Here is a 19,518-nt window from a genome sequence, read left to right as displayed (position 1 = left end):
AGAATCCCGGGGGCACCAGCCGGCTGAGGCTGGGAGCCGTCACCGGGTCGGCAAAAGGGGCGGGCATGGCACTGGATCGTCGGGCATTTCTGGTCGGGGCGATGGCGGCGGGCGCCGGCGCGGCCGTGGGACTGGCAGCGGCGGGGCCGGCCTCGGCCCGTACGCTCGGCACGCAGGACTGGATGGCCGGGCTCGGGGACTCCACCGCCCTCCAGCGGATGACCATCCCCGGCACCCACGACTCCGGCGCCCGCCAGGGCGGGCTCTTCGTCGCCTGCCAGAACACCTCGATCGCCGAACAGCTCGACTCGGGCATCCGGTTCCTCGACGTCCGGTGCAGAGTCACCGGTGGATCGTTCGCGATCCACCACGGCTCCTTCTACCAGGGCCTGATGTTCGGGGACGTCCTCGTCGCCTGCTGGAACTTCCTCGCCGCACACCCCTCCGAGACCGTGCTGATGCGCCTCAAGCAGGAGTACTCGGAGGACAGCGACGCCACCTTCCGCGCCGTCTTCGACGACTACCTCGACAACCGGGGCTGGCGCCCGCTGTTCCGGATCGCGGACTCGCTGCCCGCCCTCGGCCAGGCCCGCGGCAAGGTGGTCCTGCTCGCCGACAACGGCGGTCTGCCCGGACTGCGCTACGGCGACGGCAACGTCTTCGACATCCAGGACGACTGGAACGCCGAGCCGTTCGCCAAGCGCGGCAAGATCGAGAACCAGTTCCGCCGGGCCGTCCAGCAGCCCGGCAAGCTCTTCGTCAACTACGTGAGCACGTCCGCCTACATGCCGCCGCGCTGGAACTCCGACCGGCTCAACCCGCAGGTGCACTCGTTCGTCGACGGCGGGGAACTGGCCGGCCGGACCGGGCTGGGGATCGTCCCGATGGACTTCCCCAACACCCGCTCCGGGCTCGTCGCCTCACTGATCCGGCACAACTGACGGCTGCTCCGGCGGCGGCGCCGGGGCGCCCGGGATGCGGAGCACCGCCTCCGTGCCCGGGCCGCCGCCCGGCGCCGCCCGCAGCTCGACGCTGCCGCCCGCGCGGCGCACCGTACGGTCCACGATCGACAGGCCCAGCCCGCTGCCGGGCAGGGCGCGGGCCGAGGAGGAGCGCCAGAACCGCTCGAACACGTGCGGCAGGTCCTCCGCCGGGATACCGGGCCCGTGGTCCCGTACGGTCAGCTCGCCCGCCCGCAGCGAGACCTCGACCGCGCCGCCCGGCGGGCTGAACTTCACCGCGTTGTCCAGGACGTTGACCACCGCACGCTCCAGCGCCGCCGCCTCGCCCCGTACGTACCAGGGCGCCAGCTCGTCGGTGAAGCGCAGCTCGGGGCCGCGCAGCCGGGCGCGGGACAGCGCGCTCTGCGCGATCTCGTGCAGGGCCACCACCTCCAGCTTGGCCGGCGGGGCCGCGTCCGGGCGGGACAGTTCCTGGAGGTCCCCGATCAGCGCGGCCAGCTCCGTCATCTGCGCCTTGACCGAGGCCAGCAGCTCCTTGCGGTCCTCGGGCGGAATGGCCCGGCCGGTCTCCTCGCTGCGCGCGAGCAGCTCGATGTTGGTCCGCAGGGAGGTCAGCGGGGTGCGCAGCTCGTGCCCGGCGTCCGCGATCAGCTGGGCCTGCCGCTCCTGGGAGGAGGCGAGGGCGGCCGTCATGGAGTTGAAGGACCGCGACAGGCGGGCGATCTCGTCGTCGCCCTCGTCGGGGATCCGTACGGTCAGGTCCTCGGTCCGGGCGATGTGCTCGACGGCGCCCGTCAGCTCGTCGACCGGCCGCAGCCCCGTACGGGCCACCCACAGGCCGGCGACGCCCGCGCCGGCCACCCCGATGCCGGAGACCAGGATCAGCACCCAGGCCAGGGTGGACAGCGGCTTGTCGATGTCGGCCAGCGGCCGGGCCACCGAGACCGCGAAGACCGGGGCGCCGGGCTGGGTCTGCGCCGCGAAGGTGTAGACGCGCATCCCGACGCCGTTGTCGGTCGTCGCGTCGTGCAGCGCCTTGGCCTTGCGGCCCGCCGCGACCTGCTTGTCCGTATCGGTCACCGGCAGGTCGGTCTGCCCGCTCACCCAGCAGTGGCTGCCGTCCGCGGTGACGATCTGGACCGTGGCGTTCAGGTTCTCGGCGATGTCCTGCTGTGCCTGGGCCGGCGGGCGGGCCGGGCAGCCCTGGCGCAGCCGCTCCAGCACCTGCGCGGTCGGGTTGGTGGACATCAGCGACTGGTTCAGCTGGTTGCCCAGCTGCGCCTGCACCATCACCCACGACACCGCGGACACGATGGCCACGGCTAGGGCCACGGCCGTGGTCACCAGCAGGGCGATCCGGGAGCGCAGGGGGAGGGCGCGGAACCTGGCCGCCGGGCTCACTCGGGCCCCCCGGAATCGCCGGCCCCGGCGGCGCGCAGGACGTAGCCCACCCCGCGCACGGTGTGCACCAGGCGGGGCTCGCCCCCGGCCTCGGTCTTGCGGCGCAGGTACATGACGTACACGTCCAGGGAGTTGGAGCTGGGCTCGAAGTCGAAGCCCCAGACGGTCTTGAGGATCTGCTCGCGGGTCAGCACCTGGCGCGGGTGCGCCAGGAACATCTCCAGCAGCGTGAACTCGGTGCGGGTCAGCTCCACCTGGCGCCCGGAGCGCGTGACCTCGCGGGTGGCGAGGTCCATGCGCAGGTCGGCGAAGGCGAGCGTGTCCGTCTCCTCGTGGCCGTCGGCGCCCGGGCGCGCGGTCGCGTAGGCGCTGCGGCGCAGCAGGGCGCGGACGCGGGCGAAGAGCTCGTCGAGCTCGAAGGGCTTGACGAGGTAGTCGTCGGCGCCCGCGTCGAGGCCGGTGACGCGGTCGCCGACGGTGTCGCGGGCGGTGAGCATCAGGATCGGGGTGGTATTGCCGGAGGCGCGCAGCCGGCGGGCCGCCGTGAGGCCGTCCATCCGGGGCATCTGGATGTCGAGGACGATCAGGCCGGGGTCGTACGAGGCCGCCTTGTCGAGGGCGTCTAGCCCGTCCACGGCGGTCTGCACGGCGTACCCCTCGAAGGCGAGGCTGCGGCGCACGGCCTCCCGCACGGCCGGCTCGTCGTCGACGACGAGGATGCGGTGCGGGTCGCCTTCGGCCGGATTCATCTTCGGTCCCCCAGGGGTGGTCGTGGTCGGTCGTACCAGGCTCGCACGCGGCGCCTAGTACGAGGTTCCGAAGCCACTGATGCCGTTGCTGCTGCCGTTGCCACTGTTGCCGCTGTTGTTGTTGCCGGCTCCGCCGGGGCCGCCCTTGCGGAGGGAGTCGAGGTCGGCCTTGATCGTGTTCACCGGGATCGCGAAGCCGAGGCCGACGCTGCCGGCGGAGGAGCTGTCGTTGGAGGGGGAGTAGATCGCGGAGGGCATGCCCACGATCTCGCCGTTCATGTTGACGAGGGCGCCGCCGGAGTTGCCCGGGTTGAGGGAGGCGTCTGTCTGGATGGCCTTGTACGAGGTGGTGTTCGATCCGGTGTTCCCGTTGAACTGCTGACCGTCGTACGAGAACGGCCAGCTGCCCCCGCCCCCGCCGCGCTGCCGCTGGGGCGACTGCTGCTCGGACTTGGGCACGTTGACCTCGCGGTTCAGGGCGGAGACGATGCCGCTGGTGACCGTGCCGGTGAGGCGGTCGGGGGAGCCGATGGCGACGACCTGGTCGCCGACCTTGAGGTTGTCGGAGTTGCCGAGCTTGGCCGGCTTGAGCCCGGTGGCGCCCTGGAGCTTGATGAGGGCGAGGTCCTTGTCGGGGTCGGTGCCGACGGTCTTGGCCGTGTACTTCTTGCCGTCGCTCATCGTCACCTGGATCTCGGTGGCGCCGTCGACGACGTGGTTGTTGGTGACGATCTCGCCGTCTGCGGTGACCACGATGCCGGAGCCGGTGCCCTGGCCGGAGCCGGTGCTTGTGTCGATCCGGACGACGGAGGGGCTGACCTGCTCGGCGACCCCGGAGACGGTGCCGGTGCTGGACTGCGAGACGTTGGTGCCGTTGACGCCGCCGCCGGTGCGGTCCTGGCCGGCGAGGAGCTGCTGTACGCCGGCGGCGGTGCCGCCCCCGATGACGGCGGCGGCCAGCGCCACGGCCGCGAGCAGCGCGACGGGCCGCTTGGCCCGGGTGGCCGCGTGCGCGGGCCCCTCGGGGCCTGCCTGCGCGGGCCCCTCGGGGGGCGTGGGCGCCATCGGCGGCTGGTGTGCTTCGTGCCACCCGGGCGCGGCCGCCGCGGGCGCCGGCGCCGCCGGCGGCGGGTACGCGGGCGGCGGCGGGTAGTCCCCGTGGCCGGCGCGCGGGGTCGGGCGGTTCTCCTGCGGGTACTCGCCGTCGCGGCGGAAGCTCTCGGTCATGACCACGACTCTGTCCCCGGATCATGAGAGCTTCCTGAGTCCCCCCTGAGAAGCCCGACAGAACCGCGTATGCCCGAAATAAGCCCGCGGAGAATGAAAGCCCGCCCGGGCCCACCGGGGCTGCCGTATCCCGGCCGGGGGGCGACGGACGGAGTCCGGCGCAGCGGCCCGAAGCCCGGGAGGCCCGCCGGGGCCGAGCGGTGCGAGGGGCGCGTGAAGGAGCGGTCAGCGGCAGCCGCAGGAGCGGCGGATCACCAGGGCCGACGGGAACTGCTTCAGGCGTTCGCGGCGGGAGCCGGCCACGCGCAGGGCGTCGTCCAGGACGAGGTCCACCGCCGCGCGGGCCATCGCCGGGCGGTCCGAGGCGATCGTCGTCAGCGGCGGGTCCGTCAGGGCCGCCTCCTTGACGTCGTCGAAGCCGGCCACCGCCAGCTCCCCCGGTACGTCGATCCGCAGCTCGCGCGCAGCCCGCAGCACGCCGATGGCCTGGTCGTCCGTGGCGCAGAAGATGGCCGGCGGCCGGTCCGGCCCCGACAGGACCTCCAGCGCCACCCGGTACGCGTCGTAGCGGTTGTACGGGGCCTCGAAGAGGCGGCCTTCGGTCGAGCGGCCCGACTCCTGCATCGCCCGGCGCCAGCCCTCCACGTGGTCGGCGACCGGGTCGCCGACCGACGGGGTGTTCTCCACCCCGCCGATGCAGGCGACGTACTCGTGCCCGTGCTCCAGCAGGTGCCGGGTGGCGAGCTGCGCGCCGCCGATGTCGTCCGTGACGACCGCGACGTCGTCGATGGCCTCCGGCCGCTCGTGCAGCAGCACCACCCGCGCGTCCCACGCCTCGATCTCCGAGGCGGCGCGCTCGCTCATGCCCTGGCTGACCAGGATCAGGCCCGAGACCCGCATCCCGAGGAAGGCCCGCAGGTAGTGCACCTCGCGCTCGTCCCGGTAGTCGGAGTTCCCGACCAGGACCATCTTTCCGCGCTCGGCGGCGGCCTGCTCGACCGCGTGCGCCATCTCCGCGAAGAACGGCTGCCGCGCATCGGGGACGATCATGCCTATGAGGTCGGTGCGCCGCGACGCCATCGCCTGGGCGACCCGGTCCGGGCGGTAGCCCAGCTCCTTGATCGCGGCGAGTACACGCTCGCGCGTGGCCGGGGCGACCGGCCGGGGTCCGTTGTTGATGACGTAGCTCACGACGGCGGTAGACGTACCCGCAAGTCGTGCAACGTCATCCCGCGTCACCTTGGCCACGCTCGGGAGTCTACGCGGGGTGACCTACCTCTGGGCAGGCCGTCCTGACGACTGGACGATCACAGGAGGTTCCTCCATACGGGGGACGCCGGCCGCTGCCTGGGCCGCCGCCTGCGCCGCGGCCTTGGCGGCCGCCTGGGCAGCTGCCTGGGCCGCCGCTTCCGCGGCCGCCCGCTCGACCTTCTCCGGCGTGACGAAGCGGTAGCCGACGTTGCGGACCGTACCGATCAGCGACTCGTGCTCGGGGCCGAGCTTCGCGCGCAGCCGCCGTACGTGGACGTCCACCGTCCGGGTGCCGCCGAAGTAGTCGTACCCCCACACCTCCTGGAGCAGCTGCGCGCGCGTGAAGACCCGGCCCGGGTGCTGGGCGAGGTACTTGAGCAGCTCGAATTCCTTGAAGGTGAGGTCGAGGACCCGCCCCTTCAGCTTCGCCGAGTACGTCGCCTCGTCGACCGACAGGTCGCCGTTGCGGATCTCCATCGGGGAGTCGTCGGAGCCGAGCTGCTGGCGGCCGGTGGCGAGGCGCAGCCGCGCCTCGACCTCGGCCGGGCCCGCGGTGTCGAGGAGGACGTCGTCGATGCCCCAGTCGGCGGTGACGGCCGCGAGGCCGCCCTCCGTGACGACGAGGATCAGCGGACAGCCGGGGCCGGTGGAGCGCAGCAGCTGGCAGAGCGAGCGCACCTGCGGCAGGTCGCGGCGGCCGTCGACGAGGATGACGTCCGCGCCGGGGGTGTCCACGAGGGCCGGGCCCTCGGCCGGGGCCACCCGGACGCTGTGCAGGAGCAGGCCGAGGGCGGGCAGCACCTCGGTGGAAGGCTGAAGGGCATTGGTCAGCAGCAGGAGAGAGCTCATGCCCGACCACCTGCCCCGGTCGGGCGTTCGTGCACGGTTCGCTGGTCCATCACGTCGGTTCCTCCTCGGTCCCGTCGAGGACGTTCGCGGTACTGCTTCGTACGTGGTGCGTGGTGCTGATGCAGTGTGGTGGTTCGCCGGGCCCCGCGCCCTGAGGTCCGTACGGCCACCACTGTTCTCGGTCCGTTCAACGTGCTGAAAGCACAAAAGGACCCGGGGGCAACGTTGCCCGGATCCTCTCGCCAGCAGAATAGCCCACCCGTCGCTGCGTGGCCGAGGCATCGGCCTCTCTGGCTCCTGTGGTTCCTGCCACCCTCATGACCAGCGTATGCCCCGGTTTCACCGGATCGATGGATGTACGGGAGGCTGCCCGGGCGCATGCGGGGCGTGCGGAGGCACACCGGAACCGGGGGCCGGAGGGTTCATCATGGAGGCCGACGGTAGAGAGCCGACGATAGGAGCTGCAGTGGCAACCGGAACCATCCGCTACTGGGCGGCGGCCAAGGCCGCGGCCAAGACGGCGGAGGAGCCGTACTCGGCGCGGACACTGGCCGAGGCGCTCGACGCCGTGCGGGAACGCCACCCCGGTGAGCTGACCCGGGTCCTGCAGCGCTGCTCCTTCCTCGTGAACGAAGAGCCCGTGGGCAAGCGCCCGCACGATGCCGTTCCGCTGACCGAGGGGGGCACCGTCGAGGTGCTCCCGCCGTTCGCGGGCGGGTGAGCGGAAACCGATGAGCACTCCCGAGGAACAACAGCAGCAGCAGCGCCGGCAGGAGGACCCGTACGGGACCCAGACCTGGCAGGCGGACACCTGGGAAACCGGCTACCAGCCGGTGCAGCCGCCGCTGGGCGCGCTGCCGGGCCAGCCGGTGGCGCCGGAGGGCTGGTTCCGCGACGAGGCCCCGGCCCAGCCGCAGGGCTGGCCCCAGCCGGAGGCCTCCGGCGCCGGGGCCGAGCAGCCCGCGTACCAGCCGCAGCCCGCGCAGCCGGTCGCCCCCGAGGGCTGGTTCCGCGACGAGGCCCCCGCGGCCGACTGGCAGCCGAGCGGCGTACGGGAGGAGCCGCCCGCCGCGGGATGGGCGGCGAGCGGCGGGGCGTGGACCGAGGGCTCCGCCGCGGAGCAGACGGCCTACCTCCCGCCCCAGAGCGCCGCCCCGGCAGCCGACGCCGCCGACCAGACGGCCTTCCTCCCGCCGTACCCGGGCCCGGCCGCGCCGCAGCCGGCCGCCGGTACGCCGTACCCGGGTTCCGCCGCGGGCGTGGGGCCCGCCTCCGCCTCCGCGGCCGCCGAGACCGCGTACCTGCCGCCCTACCCCGTCCCGGGCGGGGCCGAGCCGCAGGGCTCCGCCGCTGCGGCCGTGACCGCTTACCCGCCGTCCTACCCCGGCCTCGCCCCGGCCGAGGCGCAGGCGCAGCCCGTGGTTCCCGAGGGGTGGTTCCGGGACGAGGCGCCTGCCGCCCAGGCCCCGGTCGCCGCCCCTGCCGCCGACTGGGCGCAGAGCGGCTCCGGCGCGGCCTGGGCCGAGGGGTCCGCCGCCGAGCAGACCGCCTATCTCCCGCCGCAGGCCGCCGCCCCGACGGGCGGCGGCGCCGCCGAGCAGACCGCCTTCCTGCCGCCCTACCCGGGCCCGGCCGCGGCCGACCCGCAGGGGGCCGCCGGAGCGGCGGAGACCGCGTACCTGCCGCCGTACCCCGGCCCCGGCACCGGCCCCGGCTCCGCGGAGCCGGCCGCCGCCGCCCCGGCCGTCGCTCCCGCGGCTCCCGGCGGCGCCGAGGGCGAGGATGCCGCGTACTCTCCGCCCACCCTCGGGGGGAACACCCTGCGGGCCGTGGATCCTGCCCAGGCGCGCGCCGAGGGGCGGTCGCCGATCATCGATCCCGGGCCGCAGCCGGCCATACTGACCGCCGCGCTCGGGCTGCTGATGGCCGGTGCCGCCGCCGTCGGGGACCTCGGTCTCCTCGCGCCGCTGATCGTCCTCCAGGGGCTCACCGCGGCCGGCTGGTTCCGGCTCAACGGCATGTGGCCCGCCCGGCAAGGCATCGCCCTCGCCTTCCTCGGAGCCCTCGTCGCCGACGCGGCCGTGCTGGCCGTGGACGACACGTACGGCCCCGGCGCGATCATCGGCACCCTCGGCGCCTGGGTGCTGCTCACGCTGGTCCTCCAGCTGCGCAGCCACGCCGACCCCGACGAGCGGATGTACGGGCTGATGGCCTCCGTGGCCTCCGCCGCGCTCGCCATCGTCTGCGCCGGCTACCTGGCCGCCGACCCCGCCGCCGTCAGCGTCGGAGCCGCGGCCGTCGCGGTCGCCGTCTTCACCCGCGCGCTGCCGCTGCCGACCCCGGCCTCCGTCGGGGTCTCGCTGGCCGCCGCCACCGGAGCCGGCATCGCCGTCGGCGGGCTGACCTCCGTCGGGGTCGGCGGGGCGCTGCTCGGCCTGGCCGCCGGGGTGTGCGCGCTGATCGGGCTGCGGGTGGCCGCGTACGACTACCCGTCCAAGTTCGTCCACATGACGGCCGGTGTCGCGCTGCCGCTGGCGGCCGCCGCTCCCGCCGTCTACCTGATCGGCCGGGTGGTCGGCTGAGGCAGGGCCTCCGCCGGGCCCCCCGGCAGGCCCCGGCAGGCCCCTCCGTCAGGCCCCTCCGTCAGGCCCGCAGTCGTTGCCCGCCGCCGGGCCCGACTCCGGGCCTGACGGCCTCCGTACGGCCGGCCATGGTCAACTAGAACGCACGTACCGGTCTACAGGGGGAGGGGCACGTGCGGTTCCTGCGCGTCGTTGTGATCATCGGAGTGGTGCTGGGGGCGCTGTTCGCCGGCGCCGACCGCTGGGCGGTGAACTACGCCGAGAACAGGCTGGCCGAGCGCATCCAGGCCCGCCAGGGGCTCGCGGGGTCCACGGAGGTGGACATCCAGGGGTTCCCGTTCCTGACCCAGGCGCTCAGCCACGACCTCGACCGCGTCGACGTGAGGCTCAAGGACGTGGAGGCCGTGTCGGACGGACGCAAGACGCGTCTCTCGGAGCTCGACGCCAGCTTCCGCAGCGTGAAGCTGAACGGGGACTACAGCGGGGGTACCGCGAAGCGGGCCGAGGGCACGGCCCTCGTCACGTACCGCGACCTCACGGAGGCCTCGCAGACCGGCGTGACGGTCACGTACGGCGGGGCGCCCGGCAAGGTGAAGGTGACGGCGGCCGTGGAGGTCCTCGGCAAGAAGCTCGCCCCCAGCGTGGTGTCGACGGTCACGCTCGTGGACGCCCCCGGCGGCGGCAAGATGGTCCGCGTCCGGGCCGACGAGATACCGGGCGCGGGGCTGCCCGGGATCGAGGGCGCGGTCCGCAAGAAGACCGACTTCGACCGCCGTCTCGACAGCGGCCTCCCGTCCGGGCTCAAGCTGACCACGCTGACCTCGGACGAGTCCGGCGTACACCTCACGCTGAGCGGCACGGACGTGGTGCTGGCCGGATCGTGAGACGCCGCGGTCCGACCCGCAGAAGGGTGGGCCGTACGAAGGCCCCCGGAGGCGGTGCGGCAGCCGTCCGGGGGCATGTGCGTCCCGCCATTCGGACGATCCTGTCTCGGAATATGACACACCGGTGACAGGGCGGCCGATTCGTCCCTACGATCCATGGCTATGAAGCATCAGCAGGCGGACCTCACGAAGCGACGGGCAGTAGACCTGTGTCGCGTCGCCGCCATGCTCTGTCGATCCATGTGACCTGTGAGCGCTTCCGCTCCATCAGCCGGACGACCGTCCTTCCCGCGTGACCGCACCGCAGCCGCCCCCTCCTGCCCACTGACGCCTCCCCGCGCAGTGCCCGGGGGAGCCGCCCGCCGCGGTACGCACCAGCAGAATCCGCTGAATCCGCTGAATCCGCAGAACCTGCAGAACCCGCAGACCGCCCCGCGCCACCTGCACCTGCACAGCACGCCCCGCCGCACACTGCCCCGGAGGAGATCACCATGAGCCGCAGCGACGTCCTCGTAGACGCCGACTGGGTCGAGGCCCACCTGAACGACGCCGACGTCGTCATCGTCGAGGTGGACGAGGACACGTCCGCCTACGACAAGAACCACATCACCAACGCCGTCCGGATCGACTGGAAGCAGGACCTCCAGGACCCGGTCCGCCGCGACTTCGTGGACCAGGAGGGCTTCGAGAAGCTCCTCTCCGCCAAGGGCATCTCCAACGAGGACACGGTCGTCCTCTACGGCGGCAACAACAACTGGTTCGCCTCCTACGCCTACTGGTACTTCAAGCTGTACGGCCACCAGAACGTCCGCCTCCTCGACGGCGGCCGCAAGAAGTGGGAGCTCGACTCCCGCGACCTGGTCGACGGCACCGAGGTCCCGAGCCGCCCGGCCACCCAGTACAAGGCCCAGCCGCAGGACGCCTCGATCCGCGCCTTCCGCGACGACGTCGTGTCCGCGATCGGCGTCCAGAACCTGGTCGACGTCCGCTCGCCCGACGAGTTCTCCGGCAAGCTGCTCGCCCCGGCCCACCTCCCGCAGGAGCAGTCGCAGCGCCCCGGCCACGTGCCGAGCGCCCGCAACATCCCGTGGTCGAAGAACGCCAACGACGACGGCACGTTCAAGTCCGACGAGGAGCTGACCGCCCTCTACCAGGCCGAGCAGGTCGACCTGTCGAAGGACACCATCGCGTACTGCCGCATCGGTGAGCGCTCCGCGCTGACCTGGTTCGTGCTGCACGAGCTCCTGGGCCAGCAGAACGTCAAGAACTACGACGGCTCCTGGACCGAGTACGGCTCCCTGGTCGGCGTGCCGATCGAGCTCGGCGCCAACAAGTAGTTCCCCCGGGTACGCGACGCCCGTAGGCAGTACGACCTCTAGGACAGGACAGAGAACATGTGTGGAGCACAGACCGGCGGGCCCGACCTCGCCACGCTCAAGCCCGGTGAGACCGCCATCCAGGGCCAGGTGACCAAGGACGGCGAGCCCATCGTCGGGTACGTGCGCCTGCTCGACTCGACCGGCGAGTTCACGGCCGAGGTCCCGACCTCGGCGACCGGCCAGTTCCGCTTCTACGCGGCGACCGGCACGTGGACCCTGCGCGCGCTGGTTCCCGGCGCCCAGGCGGACCGCGCCGTGGTCGTGGCCGAGGCCGGCGGCGTGACGGACGTGGCGATCGCGGTCTGAGCACCGCACGCCTGAATGACCGGCCGAAGGGCCGCACCCCAGGGGGTTGGACGCCACTGGAACGGGGTGCGGCCCTTCGCGCCGTCCGCCTCCCGGCTCTACCCTGGAGGCATGTACGCCCGGCGGCGCCGCGCCTACTTCGTCCTCATGGGCGGATGCATCTTCCTCTTCGTATCCGCCTGGTCCTTCGTGCGGCTGTTCTCGGTCGAGGCGGCCGTGGCCCTGTGCGTGGTCGCCATGGTCATCCCGCCGGTCGCCGCCATGATCGCGAACCGGCGCGGCCCGGAGGACCGCTGGTGGGACGACCCCTCGGGCGACCCGAAGTCCGACGAGTGGTGGGACGAACTGGACGGAAAACGGCGTCACGAGGACCGTCACGACGACTGAGACGCACCGATCACGGGCCGAGGTAAGGCCGAGATAAGAATGTGATCGGCGCATCTACAACCACCCCCCTTCTGTACAGGTCATGGCTGTGCACGGGTACTCACCCGGTGCCTCATGTCCTGTGGGGGACTTCCTTGGAACACGAACAGACCCTTCCCGCGCAGCCGGAAGGGGAGGAGACCGCAGCCCGCCGCCCGCGCGCCGGCCGCCGTACGGTCTTCCTGATCGCCGGCGCCGTCGTACTCGGCACCCTCGCGGGCACGGTCACGGGCTACGCGATCCAGTACGACCGCGAGCCCACGCCACTGCCGCCGCTGGCGCAGCAGACGATCGACCAGCCGAAGCCGCAGGCTCCGAACGGGTCGACGAGCACCCGCACCATCAACGCCGGCCGCTGGCACGCGACGGACGACGCCCTGACGAAGCTCCTGGTCGAAGCCCCGTCCGGGGCGGAGGTCCGGTACTCGGGGACCCTGTCCCCGGACGAGTTCTCGGCGGACTACTACAAGAAGCCGGGCGGCGGCCTGTCCGGCCAGATCGGCCACTCCGTGCGGCGGATCGCCGCGCGGGAGTGGGCACAGGACGACCGGAACTTCGTCAAGATCCGGCTCTTCCAGTACCGCGACCGCTCCGGCGCCGACTGGTACCAGCACGCCCACAGCTACATGAACGAGAAGGAGTACGCGGGCAACCCGGGCAAGGACCTGCCCGGCGTGCCCGCCGACTTCGGCCACCTCTGGGTGGATTCGGCGCAGCGCGAGACGGCGGGTTACCTCCCGACGAAGTCGGCCCGGGTCATCGCCCGGCGCGGCGACGTCGTCATGGAGCTCGAATACATGAACAACCGGGGCGTCGTCGACGAGAACGAGGTCGTCGAGATCGCCAAGCGACAGTGGGAGCGGCTGTGAGCGACCCTCAGGACGGCGCCGAGGCCGTGACGGCCGAGCCGACGGAGCCGGCGCAGGCGACGGAGCCGGCGCAGGCGACCGAGGTGCCCGGGCCGACCGAGGCGTCGGCCACCGCGTCCCCGGTGCGCAGCCGCCGGACCGCGGCGCTGATCGCGGGCGGTGTCGGCATCGCCGTCCTCGCGGGCGGGGCCCTCTGGGGGGCCGGCCGGATCGCCGATGCCGACCGCACCGCGCCGACCCCCTACTGGGTCGCGGCGAAGGCCGCTCCCCGGTCCACCGGGACGCCGGATCCGGCGCCGACCGTGCCGCCGAACGAGCTGACGGGCAAGCTGCTGCCGCTCCCGTCCGGCTACGAGCCCGGCCCCGACCTCGACGAGGACGGCAACGACTTCTACGTGTCGGGCGAGCAGGCGCTCCAGGCCCTCAAGGACGTGCGCTCCGGGCTGTCCGGCGACCAGCGGGCGGAACGGGACAAGGCGCTGGCCGACCTCAAGCTCAAGGGCATGGCCGGACGCAGCTACCGGCAGGCCCGCGAGAGCCGCGTGGTGGAGATCCACCTCACCCAGGCCGATCCCCAGACCCTCGCGAAGTTCTCCGAGTTCAGCAAGAAGCTCCTGGAGCTGACCGGGGGCGACCGCGACGCTCCGAAGATCGAGGGCTTCCCGGACGCCACGTGCGGACTGGAGACCCTCGGCAAGGAGAAGGTGGAGGACAAGGACAAGATCGGCGCCATGGACTGCGTGGCCCTCCAGGGCGATGTGCTCGTGGCCTTCCGGACGTACGGACCGAAGCCCTTCTCCGCGAACGACGGCGCCGACCTCTTCAAGCGGCAGCTGAACCACCTGAAGTCCCCCGGGGAGTCCGTGTGACCGAGCCGAACACCGCCGAGACCGCCCCGGAGCAGGCACCCGTCGAGATCGCCGCCCCGGAGCAGGCACCCGCCGAGGCCGCGCCGCCCGCGCCCAAGGACCGCCGCAAGCTGTTCGCCGCGCTGCGCTGGACCGCCGCCGCGCTCGTCTTCGCGACCGTCGGCACGGGGGTCGCGTACGGGATCACCCGCGTCGAGCGCACCGACGTCCCCGGTCTGTCCACCAAGGACGACGGCCGCTGGAACTACCCGGCGCTGGCCAAGCCGCAGCTGCCGGCGGGCGCCGCGCTGCCGTTCGCCGAGGACAACCCGGACGGCATCCACTACGCCGGTCTGCCCCAGCTGCTGCTCCCCGCACCGGCCGGTGCGACCCCCGACTCCACGCTGAAGCTGGAGAAGGACGGGGCGGTCACGGTCGACACCTTCCTGGAGGAGTACCAGGCCGGCGAGCGGGAGAAGCTCAAGACGCAGCTCGCGAACGAGGGGCTGCGCCAGATCGCCGGCCGCGGCTGGACCACCCCGGACGGCACTCGCACCCGCATCTACCTGCTGCGTTTCCACGGGCCGGGGTTCGTTGACGCCTTCAAGGGCTGCACGATGTCGACAGGCCTGGCCCATGCCTCCGTGCTGGAGGCCGACCCGGTCTGGAGCGAGGTCAAGCGGAGCCAGCGCAACGACCTGGGCCGCGACAGCGCGGCCTCGGGCCCTTCCTGGCGCAGTGCCCATGACGTCACGCTCTACCAGGAGGCCAAGCCGGTGGGTGACGAGCAGGTGCGGTTCGGCTGCGTCCAGTCGGGCGACATCCAGGGCCTGGTCCTGCAGACCCGCAAGGGGCAGGCTCCGGTCCTCCCCCTCCACCAGACGGTGATCCTGCAGAGCCAGCTGCTGGGCTGACCACCTGCGGGAAAGGCCGTGCGGCCTACCTCGCGGAGTGCGCCGGTCCCCGGGCCAGTAGGCTTGGGGACCGGCCCCGTACACGCCCACATCACTTCGAGGAGCACCCCGTGCTTGAGGCAATCTTCACCTCCCTGCTGGTCCTGGTCTGCGTCGGCGTGCTCGCCTTCAGCGGCCTCGCAGTGAAGAAGCTGTACCAGGGCCAGCGCTGATCATCCGATCGGCCGCCGTCCCGGACCCGGAACCCCTCCCCACAGATCGCCTGAGCAGCCACACATGATCCAGATCCCGTCCGACCTGAACCCGGGCCTCGTCCCCCTCGCCTTCCTCCTCGGTACCTGGGAGGGCGCGGGCGTCTTCGACTTCCCCGGCGAAGAGAAGTGCAACTTCGGCCAGGAAGTCGTCTTCAGCCACGACGGCCGGGACTTCCTGGAGTACACCTCCCACAGCTGGGTCCTCGACGCCGAGGGCAACAAGGTGCGGCCGCTGGAGTCCGAGTCCGGCTACTGGCGCATCGACAAGGACCGCAAGGTCGAGATCGTCATGGTCCGCGACCAGGGCGTCGTCGAGGTCTGGTACGGCGAGCTCGCCGACCAGAAGCCCCAGATCGACCTGGTCACGGACGCCGTCGCCCGCACCGCCGCCTCCGGCCCGTACAGCGGCGGCAAGCGGCTCTACGGCTACGTGAAGAGCGACCTGATGTGGGTCGGCGAGAAGGCCACCCCGGACGTCGAGCTGCGCCCGTACATGTCGGCCCAGCTCAAGAAGGTCGTCACCCCGGAGGAGGTCGCCGAGATGGCGCGCAACCTCCCGGACATGCCGGACGACGGCATCGCCTTCTTCCGCTGACGCTTGCGCTGACGGATCGTGCGGGAAAGGGGACCGCGGGCTCGGCCCGCGGTCCCCTTCGCGCGCTTACACTGGCCGGGTGGGGAGCATCGGAGACACCGAGAGTGCCGACTGGAAGGCCGACCTGCGGCAGCGCGGATACCGGCTGACCCCGCAGCGCCAGCTCGTGCTGGAAGCCGTCGACAGCCTGGAGCACGCGACGCCGGACGAGATCCTCGCCCAGGTGCGCAAGACCGCCTCCGGCGTCAACATCTCCACCGTCTACCGCACGCTGGAGCTCCTGGAGGAGCTGAAGCTGGTCTCGCACGCCCACCTCGGGCACGGGGCCCCCACCTACCACCTCGCCGACCGGCACCACCACATCCACCTGGTCTGCCGCGAGTGCACCGAGGTGATCGAGGCGGACGTGGACATCGCCGCCGAGTTCACCGCGAAACTGCGCGCCACCTTCGGTTTCGAGACCGACATGAAGCACTTCGCGATCTTCGGGCTCTGCAAGAAGTGCGCCGCCAAGCACCAGGACGCCCCGTCGTAGGCTTGGTGGCATGACCAGCAGCCCCTTGCTCCATCTCCCCGGCGCCGTACCGGCCGAAGGCCGCGACGAGGGCGTCGCCGCCCACTACGGAGAGCTGTACGGCGAACAGCGCGCGCTCGCCGACGGCCGCGGTTTCGTCGACCTGTCGCACCGCGGAGTCGTCACCGTCACCGGACCGGAGCGGCTGAGCTGGCTGCACCTGCTGCTCACCCAGCACCTGACGGAACTCCCGCCCGGGCAGGCCACCGAGGCGCTGATCCTCTCCGCCAACGGCCACATCGAGCACGCGCTCTACCTCGTCGACGACGGCGAGACCGTGTGGGCGCACGTGGAGCCCGGCACCCAGGAGGCGCTGATCGCCTACCTGGAGTCGATGAAGTTCTTCTACCGCGTCGAAGTCGCCGACCGGACCGCCGACTTCGCCGTCGTCCACCTGCCGGCCGGCTCCATCGCCGAGCTCACCAAGGAGCACGCCGTACGGGAGACCCCGTACGGCCGCGACGTCTTCCTGCCCCGCGCCGAGCTGGAGGCCTTCGCCGCCGCGCACGGGCCCGCCGCCGGGCTCCTCGCGTACGAGGCCCTGCGCGTGGAGGCGCACCGGCCGCGGGTCGGCCTGGAGACCGACCACCGCACCATCCCGCACGAGCTCGGCTGGATCGGCACCGCCGTGCACCTCCAGAAGGGCTGCTACCGCGGCCAGGAGACGGTGGCCCGCGTCCACAACCTGGGGAAGCCGCCGCGCCGCCTGGTCTTCCTGCACCTGGACGGCTCCGAGGTGCTCCTCCCGGGGCACGGCACGCCGATCCGGCTCGCCGCCGACGGGGAGGAGGGCCGCCAGCTGGGCTTCGTGACCACCGCGGTCCGCCACCACGAGCTCGGCCCGATCGCGCTCGCCCTGGTCAAGCGGAACGTGCCGGTCGACGCGCCGCTGCTGGCCGGGAAGACGGCCGCCGCGCAGGAGGTCGTCGTAGCGCCGTAGCGGCGGACCCGTCGGCTCAGATGTCGATGACGATGGTGAACGGGCCGTGGTTGGTGAGCGAGACCCGCATGTCCGCGCCGAACCGGCCCGTCTCCACCGTCGCCCCCAGCGCGCGCAGCTGCGCGACGACCTCGTCGACGAGCGGCTCGGCGACCTCGCCCGGCGCCGCCGCGTTCCAGGTGGGGCGCCGGCCCTTGCGGGCGTCCCCGTAGAGCGTGAACTGCGAGATCACCAGCAGCGGCGCGTTCACGTCGCTGCAGGACTTCTCCGCCTCCAGGATCCGTACGGACCACAGCTTGCGCGCCAGCTGCGCCGCCTTCTCCGGGGTGTCGTCGTGGGTCACCCCCACCAGTACGCACAGCCCCTCGCCGACGATCTCGCCCACGGTCTCGCCGGCCACGACGACGCTCGCGCCGTCCACCCTCTGCACCACTGCTCGCATACCACCTGTGTATCAGGCGTGCACCCATCAGGGGCCGATCGGGTGGCGTGGGACTGCACCTGCACCACGGAGAGTGGCACGATGCACGCAGGCGGTGCTTCCCTCCGGTCCCACGGGCCGGGGAGACCCCATGCACCGGTCGAGGGGACGGACACGTTCACATGAATACTTCTGGTACCTCCGTACCTGCATCACCCGCGGCCACTCCGACGGGCGCGGTCCGACCACCCGCGCAGCGCACGGGTGGGGAGCTGGCGCTGACCACGCCCGCGACCGCGCTCGGGCTGTCGGAGCTGCGTGCGCTGCGCCGCGACGCGCAGCGCGACGAGGCCGATCTGAGCTACGTACGCAGACTCCTCCAGGGCCGGATCGACATCCTGCGTGCCGAACTGGCCCGGCGCAGCGACCCGGAGGCGCCGGTGACCCCGGAGCCGCCGGTGGTCGACCGGCTCTCGGAGATCCTCGCCGACGCGCCTTCCAGCCGCAGCGCCTCCGCCCGGCACGTCACGCTCTGCACCCCGCAGAGCGAGGAGTTCCGGCTGCTGGCGGCGGAGATGCTGTCCGATGTGGAGCTGTCGGACCTGGTAGCCCGCACGGACGGCGAACTGCACGACGCGATGGGCCGGTTGGTGCGGTACGAGCAGCAGGTCTCGCGGCGCCGGCAGCAGTTGCAGCGCACGGCGGACGACTGCAGTACGGAGATCACCCGCCGCTACCGGGAAGGGGAGGCACAGGTGGACGACCTGCTGGTGTAGCCCGTCGGCCCGGGACCGTAATTCGGGCGACGGGGGCCGGGGCGGCGGTTAGCGTGGCCGGTTATGAGTGCTGACGTGCGGCCGATCGCCGAATCCGAACTCCCCGAGTGGCTCCGGGCCGTGAACACCGGCTTCCTGCGCCCCGACCGCGTCACCGAGTCCGACGTGGCCCAGCGGGCCAAGTACGGCGACCTCGGCCGCACGCTGGGCGCCTTCGACTCCTCCACCGGCCGCTGCGTGGCCACCTTCCGGTCCTTCGCCCAGGAGCTGACCGTCCCGGGCGGGGCGACCGTGGCCGCGAGCGCCGTCACCAACGTCGCCGTGCTGCCCACGCACCGCCGGCGCGGCCTGCTGACCCGGATGATGGCCACCGAGCTGGCGGCCGCGCAGGCGCGCGGCGACGTCGTGTCCACGCTGATCGCCGCCGAGTACCCGATCTACGGGCGGTACGGGTACGGGCCCGCCGCATCGATCGCCGAGTGGGAGATCGACGTGAGCCGCACCGGCCTCGACCCGCGCTGGTCCGGGCCCGCGGACGGCGGCCGGATCGAGCTGGTGGACGCGGCCGAGGCGCGCACGATCGGCCCCGGGCTGCACGAGCGGCTGCGGGCGCTCTCGCCCGGCACGGTCGGCCGGGACGCGCGCTGGTGGAGCCTGGCCACCGGGCTGGAGGAGGTCTCCACCCGCCCGTACCAGGAGAAGTTCCACGCCGTGTACCGGACGGCGGAGGGCGAGCCGGCCGGCCTCGCCGTGTACGGGTCCGACGCGCACTGGACGGACGGGAAGGTCCCCCTCAACACCGTGCAGGTCAAGGACCTGATCGCGGTCACCCCGGACGCGGAGCGCGCGCTGTGGCACTTCCTGTGCTCGATCGACTGGGTGCTGAAGGTCCGGACCGGCTACCGCGCCCCCGACGACCTCGTCGCGCAGCTGCTGCCCGACCCGCGTGCGGCCGGGATCGTGACGGCCTCGGACTTCCTGTGGGTACGCGTGCTGGACGTCGTACGGGCGCTGGTCGCGCGGACGTACGCCGTGCCCGGGGTCCTCGTACTGGAGGTGACGGACCCGGCGGGTCCGGCCGCGGGGCGTTACCGTCTGGACGCGGGCACGGGGGAGTGCACGGCGACCGAGGAGCCGGCGGACCTGCGGCTCGACGCGTCGGCGCTGGGCTCCCTGTACCTCGGCGACGCGTCGGCGGTGCGGCTCGGCGCGCTCGGGCGGATCGTGGAGGAGCGGCCGGGGGCGCTGGCGCTCGCGGACGCGGTGTTCCGCACGGCGCGCCGCCCGTGGTGCCCGGACATCTTCTGAGAG

22 protein-coding genes are annotated in these 19,518 nt (G+C 72.7%); 16 read left to right on the top strand and 6 right to left on the bottom strand.

Going from position 1 to position 19,518, the window contains the following annotated elements; translation table 11 throughout:
- Positions 1-65 precede the first annotated feature (65 nt).
- Positions 66-941, top strand: a complete 876-nt coding sequence (locus IF02_RS0115055; protein WP_030157100.1) for a phosphatidylinositol-specific phospholipase C — start codon at positions 66-68, stop codon at positions 939-941.
- On the opposite strand, the gene IF02_RS0115050 is transcribed toward IF02_RS0115055, so the two are convergent.
- From IF02_RS0115050 to IF02_RS0115030, 5 genes are all read right to left on the bottom strand, one after another.
- Positions 921-2,363: a sensor histidine kinase gene (locus IF02_RS0115050; protein WP_037836297.1), complete on the bottom strand. Its 1,443-nt coding sequence runs from the start codon at positions 2,361-2,363 to the stop codon at positions 921-923. The genes IF02_RS0115055 and IF02_RS0115050 overlap by 21 nt on opposite strands.
- On the bottom strand, positions 2,360-3,112 hold the full coding sequence (locus IF02_RS0115045) for a response regulator transcription factor (RefSeq protein ID WP_030157099.1): 753 nt from the start codon (positions 3,110-3,112) through the stop codon (positions 2,360-2,362). The genes IF02_RS0115050 and IF02_RS0115045 overlap by 4 nt, the downstream gene beginning before the upstream one ends.
- Before the next feature lie 54 nt (positions 3,113-3,166).
- On the bottom strand, positions 3,167-4,339 hold the full coding sequence (locus IF02_RS0115040) for a S1C family serine protease (protein ID WP_037836296.1): 1,173 nt from the start codon (positions 4,337-4,339) through the stop codon (positions 3,167-3,169).
- 225 nt (positions 4,340-4,564) lie between these two features.
- Positions 4,565-5,587 carry a LacI family DNA-binding transcriptional regulator gene (locus tag IF02_RS0115035; RefSeq protein WP_030157095.1) on the bottom strand — a complete coding sequence of 341 codons (1,023 nt, stop codon included), beginning with the start codon at positions 5,585-5,587 and terminating at the stop codon, positions 4,565-4,567.
- A gap of 24 nt (positions 5,588-5,611) precedes the next feature.
- Entirely contained in the window at positions 5,612-6,439 is an 828-nt protein-coding gene (locus IF02_RS0115030) for a response regulator transcription factor (RefSeq protein WP_030157094.1), read from the bottom strand.
- Between the two features lie 466 nt (positions 6,440-6,905).
- Here IF02_RS0115030 and IF02_RS0115025 point away from each other — a divergent pair, with 466 nt between their 5' ends.
- From IF02_RS0115025 to IF02_RS0114965, 13 genes are all read left to right on the top strand, one after another.
- Positions 6,906-7,160 carry a MoaD/ThiS family protein gene (locus tag IF02_RS0115025; protein WP_030157092.1) on the top strand — a complete coding sequence of 85 codons (255 nt, stop codon included), beginning with the start codon at positions 6,906-6,908 and terminating at the stop codon, positions 7,158-7,160.
- Positions 7,161-7,698: 538 nt separating this feature from the next.
- Positions 7,699-9,021 carry a hypothetical protein gene (locus IF02_RS35170; protein ID WP_030157090.1) on the top strand — a complete coding sequence of 441 codons (1,323 nt, stop codon included), beginning with the start codon at positions 7,699-7,701 and terminating at the stop codon, positions 9,019-9,021.
- Between the two features lie 173 nt (positions 9,022-9,194).
- Positions 9,195-9,905, top strand: a complete 711-nt coding sequence (locus IF02_RS0115015; RefSeq protein ID WP_030157088.1) for a DUF2993 domain-containing protein — start codon at positions 9,195-9,197, stop codon at positions 9,903-9,905.
- Between the two features lie 156 nt (positions 9,906-10,061).
- Positions 10,062-10,151: an Ms5788A family Cys-rich leader peptide gene (locus tag IF02_RS36220; protein ID WP_350875872.1), complete on the top strand. Its 90-nt coding sequence runs from the start codon at positions 10,062-10,064 to the stop codon at positions 10,149-10,151.
- Positions 10,152-10,396: 245 nt separating this feature from the next.
- Positions 10,397-11,242 carry a sulfurtransferase gene (locus IF02_RS0115010; RefSeq protein WP_030157087.1) on the top strand — a complete coding sequence of 282 codons (846 nt, stop codon included), beginning with the start codon at positions 10,397-10,399 and terminating at the stop codon, positions 11,240-11,242.
- Between the two features lie 57 nt (positions 11,243-11,299).
- Positions 11,300-11,590 carry a DUF1416 domain-containing protein gene (locus IF02_RS0115005; RefSeq protein WP_030157085.1) on the top strand — a complete coding sequence of 97 codons (291 nt, stop codon included), beginning with the start codon at positions 11,300-11,302 and terminating at the stop codon, positions 11,588-11,590.
- Between the two features lie 111 nt (positions 11,591-11,701).
- Positions 11,702-11,977 (top strand): DUF3099 domain-containing protein, encoded by a 276-nt coding sequence (locus IF02_RS0115000; RefSeq protein ID WP_030157084.1) that lies wholly within the window; start codon positions 11,702-11,704, stop codon positions 11,975-11,977.
- Positions 11,978-12,111: 134 nt separating this feature from the next.
- Positions 12,112-12,885 carry a hypothetical protein gene (locus tag IF02_RS0114995; protein WP_051696230.1) on the top strand — a complete coding sequence of 258 codons (774 nt, stop codon included), beginning with the start codon at positions 12,112-12,114 and terminating at the stop codon, positions 12,883-12,885.
- A complete protein-coding gene (locus IF02_RS0114990) occupies positions 12,882-13,754 on the top strand; it encodes a hypothetical protein (RefSeq protein WP_234318211.1) in 873 nt (290 codons plus the stop codon). The genes IF02_RS0114995 and IF02_RS0114990 overlap by 4 nt, the downstream gene beginning before the upstream one ends.
- Positions 13,751-14,647 carry a hypothetical protein gene (locus IF02_RS0114985; RefSeq protein WP_030157079.1) on the top strand — a complete coding sequence of 299 codons (897 nt, stop codon included), beginning with the start codon at positions 13,751-13,753 and terminating at the stop codon, positions 14,645-14,647. Before IF02_RS0114990 ends, IF02_RS0114985 begins: the two co-directional genes overlap by 4 nt.
- Positions 14,648-14,923: 276 nt before the next feature.
- Positions 14,924-15,496, top strand: a complete 573-nt coding sequence (locus IF02_RS0114975; protein ID WP_030157076.1) for an FABP family protein — start codon at positions 14,924-14,926, stop codon at positions 15,494-15,496.
- 79 nt (positions 15,497-15,575) lie between these two features.
- Positions 15,576-16,031 (top strand): Fur family transcriptional regulator, encoded by a 456-nt coding sequence (locus tag IF02_RS0114970; RefSeq protein ID WP_234318210.1) that lies wholly within the window; start codon positions 15,576-15,578, stop codon positions 16,029-16,031.
- Between the two features lie 10 nt (positions 16,032-16,041).
- Entirely contained in the window at positions 16,042-17,010 is a 969-nt protein-coding gene (locus IF02_RS0114965) for a YgfZ/GcvT domain-containing protein (RefSeq protein WP_030157072.1), read from the top strand.
- Positions 17,011-17,026: 16 nt separating this feature from the next.
- Here IF02_RS0114965 and dtd read toward each other — a convergent pair whose 3' ends face one another.
- Entirely contained in the window at positions 17,027-17,452 is a 426-nt protein-coding gene (gene dtd / locus IF02_RS0114960; protein ID WP_030157071.1) for a D-aminoacyl-tRNA deacylase, read from the bottom strand.
- Between the two features lie 161 nt (positions 17,453-17,613).
- Between dtd and IF02_RS0114955 the strand changes: the two genes are divergently transcribed.
- Together IF02_RS0114955 and IF02_RS0114950 are read left to right on the top strand one after the other, a co-directional pair.
- The gene (locus tag IF02_RS0114955; RefSeq protein ID WP_078622098.1) at positions 17,614-18,207 is read left to right on the top strand and encodes an AmfC protein; all 594 of its coding nucleotides are present in this window, start codon (positions 17,614-17,616) and stop codon (positions 18,205-18,207) included.
- Positions 18,208-18,270: 63 nt separating this feature from the next.
- Complete coding sequence (locus IF02_RS0114950) at positions 18,271-19,515, top strand: GNAT family N-acetyltransferase (protein WP_030157067.1); 1,245 nt, start codon at positions 18,271-18,273, stop codon at positions 19,513-19,515.
- Positions 19,516-19,518 lie beyond the last annotated feature (3 nt).

It is taken from the genome of Streptomyces sp. NRRL S-244, assembly GCF_000717915.1.
GTDB lineage: Bacteria > Actinomycetota > Actinomycetes > Streptomycetales > Streptomycetaceae > Streptomyces.
The sequence above is the reverse complement of the archived record's forward strand: the minus strand, read 5'-3'. Positions and strand labels throughout refer to the sequence as shown.

Bases quoted from the DNA above. Each gene is read 5' to 3' on its own strand.
- IF02_RS0115040 (WP_037836296.1), bottom strand. From the start codon at position 4,339: ATGACCGAGAGCTTCCGCCGCGACGGCGAGTACCCGCAGGAGAACCGC.
- IF02_RS0114955 (WP_078622098.1), top strand. From the start codon at position 17,614: ATGAATACTTCTGGTACCTCCGTACCTGCATCACCCGCGGCCACTCCG.
- IF02_RS0115030 (WP_030157094.1), bottom strand. From the start codon at position 6,439: ATGAGCTCTCTCCTGCTGCTGACCAATGCCCTTCAGCCTTCCACCGAG.
- IF02_RS0115005 (WP_030157085.1), top strand. From the start codon at position 11,300: ATGTGTGGAGCACAGACCGGCGGGCCCGACCTCGCCACGCTCAAGCCC.
- dtd (WP_030157071.1), bottom strand. From the start codon at position 17,452: ATGCGAGCAGTGGTGCAGAGGGTGGACGGCGCGAGCGTCGTCGTGGCC.
- IF02_RS0115045 (WP_030157099.1), bottom strand. From the start codon at position 3,112: ATGAATCCGGCCGAAGGCGACCCGCACCGCATCCTCGTCGTCGACGAC.
- IF02_RS0114950 (WP_030157067.1), top strand. From the start codon at position 18,271: ATGAGTGCTGACGTGCGGCCGATCGCCGAATCCGAACTCCCCGAGTGG.
- IF02_RS36220 (WP_350875872.1), top strand. From the start codon at position 10,062: ATGGCTATGAAGCATCAGCAGGCGGACCTCACGAAGCGACGGGCAGTA.
- IF02_RS0114965 (WP_030157072.1), top strand. From the start codon at position 16,042: ATGACCAGCAGCCCCTTGCTCCATCTCCCCGGCGCCGTACCGGCCGAA.
- IF02_RS0115055 (WP_030157100.1), top strand. From the start codon at position 66: ATGGCACTGGATCGTCGGGCATTTCTGGTCGGGGCGATGGCGGCGGGC.
- IF02_RS0115000 (WP_030157084.1), top strand. From the start codon at position 11,702: ATGTACGCCCGGCGGCGCCGCGCCTACTTCGTCCTCATGGGCGGATGC.
- IF02_RS0115010 (WP_030157087.1), top strand. From the start codon at position 10,397: ATGAGCCGCAGCGACGTCCTCGTAGACGCCGACTGGGTCGAGGCCCAC.
- IF02_RS0114975 (WP_030157076.1), top strand. From the start codon at position 14,924: ATGATCCAGATCCCGTCCGACCTGAACCCGGGCCTCGTCCCCCTCGCC.